This window comes from Streptomyces sudanensis, from assembly GCF_023614315.1.
Taxonomy (GTDB): Bacteria; Actinomycetota; Actinomycetes; order Streptomycetales; family Streptomycetaceae; genus Streptomyces; species Streptomyces sudanensis.
The window spans coordinates 2,188,548-2,192,563 of record NZ_CP095474.1 but is presented as its reverse complement, the minus strand read 5'-3'; the positions used below and the strand labels follow the sequence as shown (position 1 = coordinate 2,192,563).

Sequence of the window (4,016 nt, the reverse complement as noted above, 5' to 3'; positions counted from 1 at the left end):
GGGGACCGGGGCGGGGTCAGATGCCCAGGTCCTTGATGATCTTCGCGACGTGGCCGGTGGCCTTCACGTTGTAGAGGGCGCGCTCGACCCTGCCCTCCTCGTCGACGATCACCGTCGAGCGGATGACGCCCGTCACCGTCTTGCCGTAGAGCTTCTTCTCGCCGTACGCGCCGTACGCCTCCAGCACCTTCTTCTCCGGGTCGCCGACCAAGGTGACCTTCAGGTCCTCCTTCTCGCGGAACTTCGCGAGCTTCTCCGGCCTGTCCGGCGACACGCCGATCACGTCGTAGCCGGCGTCCGCGAGGAGGTCCAGGTTGTCGGTGAAGTCGCACGCCTGCTTGGTGCAGCCGGGCGTGAGCGCCGCCGGGTAGAAGTAGACGACGACCTTGCGGCCCCGGTGGTCCGCGAGCGAGACGTCGTTGCCGTCCGCGTCGGGCAGGGTGAAGGCGGGGGCGGTGTCGCCGGGTTGCAGTCGCTCGCTCATGGGTGGGGCTCTCCTCGACGGGGTGCGGGCGGGTACCGGGTCGAGCCTAACCGGGGGTCCGGGACGGCTCCGGGCCGGTCGAGCTGACAGACTGTGCACGACCAAGCGACCGGAGATCACGACCACCAACGGAGGCAGCTCGGTGTCGGACGCCAGGACCCCCGCGCAGATCGAGGCGGACATCGTCCGCCGGCGCGAGCAGCTCGCCGTCACGCTCGACGAGATCGGCGTACGGATGCACCCGAAGACGATCGTCGGCGACGCGAAGGCGAAGGTCGCGTCGACGGTCGACGAGACGGTCGGCCGGGCCTTCGTCGCCGTCAACCGGATGCTGACCGACGTCAGGGCGCGTTTCGTGGACGAGACGGGGGCGCCGCGCCCGGAGCGGGTGGTGCCGGCGGCGCTCCTCGCGGTGGGTGTGGTCGGGCTGGTCGTCGCGGTGTCCCGCCGGCGCGGGCGCTGAGGGGCCCCTGGGACCGGGAGCGGTGCCGGGGCGGGTAGGTTCGTGGGGTGAGCGAGAACACCCACGACAAGTTGCCCATCCGGATGCTGCACGACCGGGTGCTGGTCCGGTCCGACGTTCCCGAGGGCGAGCGGCGCTCGGGAGGCGGCATCCTCATCCCTGCGACCGCCGCGGTGGGCCGCAGGCTGGCCTGGGCCGAGGTGGTCGCGGTCGGCCAGAACGTCCGCACCGTGGAGCCCGGCGACCGGGTCCTGTACGACCCCGAGGACCGGGCGGAGGTGGAGGTGCGCGGTGTGGCGTACGTGCTGATGCGCGAGCGCGACCTGCACGCGGTGGCCGCCGACCGCTTCGAGGGCTCCGAGGACTCCACGGGGCTCTACCTCTGATCGCCGCCGCGGGCGGCACCACCCGACGAGACGCGCCGTACCGGGTCACCAGGCAAAGACGACGCACGCCGGAGATTCCTCTTCCCGATTCCCGAAGGGTGCGTGCCGCCATGGCCTGGTTCCTGCTCGTCGTCGCCGGTCTGCTGGAGGTGGGCTGGTCGGTCGGCATGAAGTACACGGAGGGGTTCACCCGTCCGTGGCCGACCGTCCTGACCTGCCTCGGCATCGTCGCCAGCATGGTCCTGCTGGCCCAGGCCACCCGGACGCTGCCGATCGGCACGGCGTACGGGGTGTGGGTGGGCATCGGCGCGGCCGGTGCGGCGGTGGTCGGGATGGTCGTCCTCGGCGAGCCCGCGACCGCCGCCCGGATCTTCTTCGTCTGCCTGCTGCTGGTCGCGGTGGTGGGGCTGAAGGCCACGTCGGGCCACTGAGCCCGCCGGTGCGCGGGGGAGCCCCGCCGGCGTGTGGTGGCGGCCCGCCGGTGCGGGGCGGCGGGCCGCCGTCATCCGCCGGTGGGGGTCCCGTCCGGGNCGGTCGCGTGTCCGGCGGGGGTCCCGTCCGGGGTGGCGGGGTGTCCGGTGGCCGCGTGTCCGGGGAGCGGTGGCACCGCCGGGGCCGGTCGCGGCGCCCGGTCGTCGGTCACCTGGCCGGCGGCGTCCTCGGCGCCCGCCTCCTCCGTGAGGTCCTCCGGGTGCCGGTCCTCCTCGATCTGCGCGCCCTCCGGGAGCTCCAGGTCGAAGTCGCGGGGCGGGGTGCCCTCCAGGGCCGTGCCCGTGTAGTGGGCCCACACCTCGGCCGGGGCGCCGCCGCCGTTGATCCGGGGCATGCCCATCGCGCCGTACAGGGGTCTTTGCGCGCCGGTCCTCGGGTCCTGTCCCATCAGGGCGACCACGGTCGCCAGGTCGGGGGTGTAGCCCGCGAACCAGGCGGCCTTGTCGTCCTCCGCGGTGCCGGTCTTCCCGGCGGCCGGGCGGCCCGCCGCCCGTGCGGCGGTGCCCGTGCCGCTCTCGACGACGCCGCGCAGGACGGCGGTCGTCGTGTCGGCGGCCTCGCGGCTCACGGCCTGGCGGGTGTCGGACCCGGCGGCCGGCAGCGGCAGGAGGCGGTCGCCCGCGGGGTCGATCCGCTCGACCTTCTCGACCAGTGTGTACACGCCCCGCCTGCCGTGGTTGGCGAGGGTGGCGTACGCCTCCGCCATGTCCAGGACGCTCGCCGTGGCGGGGCCGAGGGCGATGGAGGGGGAGGCGGTGAGGTCGGGGGTGTCGGCGGGCAGGCCGAGCGAGATCGCCGTCCGCTTCACCCTCTTCGGTCCGACGTCCACGGCGAGCTGCGCGTAGACGGCGTTCACGGAGCGGTCGGTGGCGGTGTGGAGGGGGATGCCGCCGTACGACACGTCGTCCTCGTTGGCGGGGGCGTACGCCTTGCCGGTCCAGCCCTCCACGGGGCGCTTGTTGGTGCCGTCGTAGACGGTGTTGGGGGTGATCGGCTCGCCGTGCTGGGTGGTGGCGCCGTACGCGACGGCGGAGGCGAGGACGAACGGTTTGAAGGTGGAGCCGACCTGGTAGTCGCGGCGGGTGGCGTTGTTGACGTACTGGCGGGTGTAGTCGACGCCGCCGTACAGGGCGACGACCTTGCCGGTGGCGGGTTCGATGGAGGCGCCGCCGACGCGGACGTACGCGTCGGCGGGGTTCGCGTCCGGGTCGAGCCGGTCGAGCACCTGCTGGCGCACCGCCTCCTCGAAGGCGTCCATCCGGTCCTTCCGCAGGGTGGTGGTGATGCGGTAGCCGCCGGCCGCGAGGGCCTTCTCGGAGAGGACGCCGTGGCGGGTGAGGAAGGTGTTGACGGCCTGGACGGCGTAGCCGCGCTGGCCGGCCAGTCCGGCGGTGGGGTGGTGGGGGAGCACGTGGGGGAACTGGAGGCCGGCGCGCTGGGCGGCCGTCAGCCAGCGCTCCTGGACCATGGCGTCCAGCACGTAGTTCCACCGGGCCACGGCGCGGGGGCGGTTGGAGGGGCGGGCGCCCACGTCGTAGGCGCTCGGCGCGTTGAGGAGCGACGCCAGGTACGCGCTCTCGGCGGTGTCGAGCTCCTGGACGTCCTTGCCGTAGTACGCCTGGGCGGCGGCCTGCGCGCCGTAGGAGTTGCGGCCGTAGTAGCTGGTGTTGAGGTACCCCTCCAGGATCTCGTCCTTGGAGCGGGCGCGGTCCAGTTTGATCGCGATGAAGAACTCCTTGACCTTGCGGGCCACGGTGCGTTCCTGGCCCAGGTAGTAGTTCTTCACGTACTGCTGGGTGATCGTCGAGCCTCCCTGGGTGCCCTTGCCGGTGAGGGTGTTCCAGGAGGCGCGGACCAGTGCCTGGGGGTCGACGCCCGGCTCGGTGTGGAAGTCGCGGTCCTCGGCGGCGAGGACGGCCTGCCGCAGGGGNNCGGGGGNCGCGGGCGAGGGGGACGCTCTCCCGGTTGACCCGGCCGCCCTGGGCGAGCGGGCTGCCGTCCGCGTACAGGTAGACGTTGGCCTGGGCGGTCGCGGCGGCGTTGGGCGGGGGGATCTCGATGAGGTGGTACCCGGCGAGGAAGCCGCCGCCGAGGACGAGGGCGGTGAGCAGGAGGCCGCCGAGGACGGCCCGCCGGGTGGGGACGGCCCGGCGCCACCCGGNGNGCCGGGCTCGGGCCCGGGTTCCGGCAC

The 4,016-nt window shown here is 73.7% G+C and carries 4 protein-coding genes, 2 pseudogenes and 1 riboswitch; of the genes and pseudogenes, 3 read left to right on the top strand and 3 right to left on the bottom strand.

Translation table 11 applies throughout. From position 1 onward, the window contains the following. Positions 1-16: 16 nt before the first annotated feature. On the bottom strand, positions 17-484 hold the full coding sequence (bcp, locus tag MW084_RS10125) for a thioredoxin-dependent thiol peroxidase (RefSeq protein WP_010474428.1): 468 nt from the start codon (positions 482-484) through the stop codon (positions 17-19). 142 nt (positions 485-626) lie between these two features. Between bcp and MW084_RS10120 the strand changes: the two genes are divergently transcribed. The 3 genes from MW084_RS10120 to MW084_RS10110 all read left to right on the top strand — a co-directional run bounded on the left by MW084_RS10120 (position 627) and on the right by MW084_RS10110 (position 1,764). After that, positions 627-947 carry a DUF3618 domain-containing protein gene (locus tag MW084_RS10120; protein ID WP_010474426.1) on the top strand — a complete coding sequence of 107 codons (321 nt, stop codon included), beginning with the start codon at positions 627-629 and terminating at the stop codon, positions 945-947. Between the two features lie 47 nt (positions 948-994). Beyond that, entirely contained in the window at positions 995-1,333 is a 339-nt protein-coding gene (locus tag MW084_RS10115; protein WP_010474424.1) for a GroES family chaperonin, read from the top strand. Then, positions 1,331-1,401: riboswitch (guanidine-III (ykkC-III) riboswitch) on the top strand. It overlaps the preceding gene by 3 nt. Positions 1,402-1,443: 42 nt before the next feature. After that, on the top strand, positions 1,444-1,764 hold the full coding sequence (locus tag MW084_RS10110) for a DMT family transporter (RefSeq protein ID WP_010474422.1): 321 nt from the start codon (positions 1,444-1,446) through the stop codon (positions 1,762-1,764). A 100-nt stretch (positions 1,765-1,864) separates the two neighbouring features. Here the strand turns inward: MW084_RS10110 and MW084_RS10105 are convergent. Together MW084_RS10105 and MW084_RS10100 are read right to left on the bottom strand one after the other, a co-directional pair. Then, positions 1,865-3,755 (bottom strand): annotated as a pseudogene (locus MW084_RS10105) (transglycosylase domain-containing protein); the annotation flags it as partial. A 9-nt stretch (positions 3,756-3,764) separates the two neighbouring features. Then, positions 3,765-3,986, bottom strand: a pseudogene (locus tag MW084_RS10100) (hypothetical protein); the annotation flags it as partial. Positions 3,987-4,016 lie beyond the last annotated feature (30 nt).

Bases quoted from the DNA above. Each gene is read 5' to 3' on its own strand.
- bcp (WP_010474428.1), bottom strand. From the start codon at position 484: ATGAGCGAGCGACTGCAACCCGGCGACACCGCCCCCGCCTTCACCCTG.
- MW084_RS10110 (WP_010474422.1), top strand. From the start codon at position 1,444: ATGGCCTGGTTCCTGCTCGTCGTCGCCGGTCTGCTGGAGGTGGGCTGG.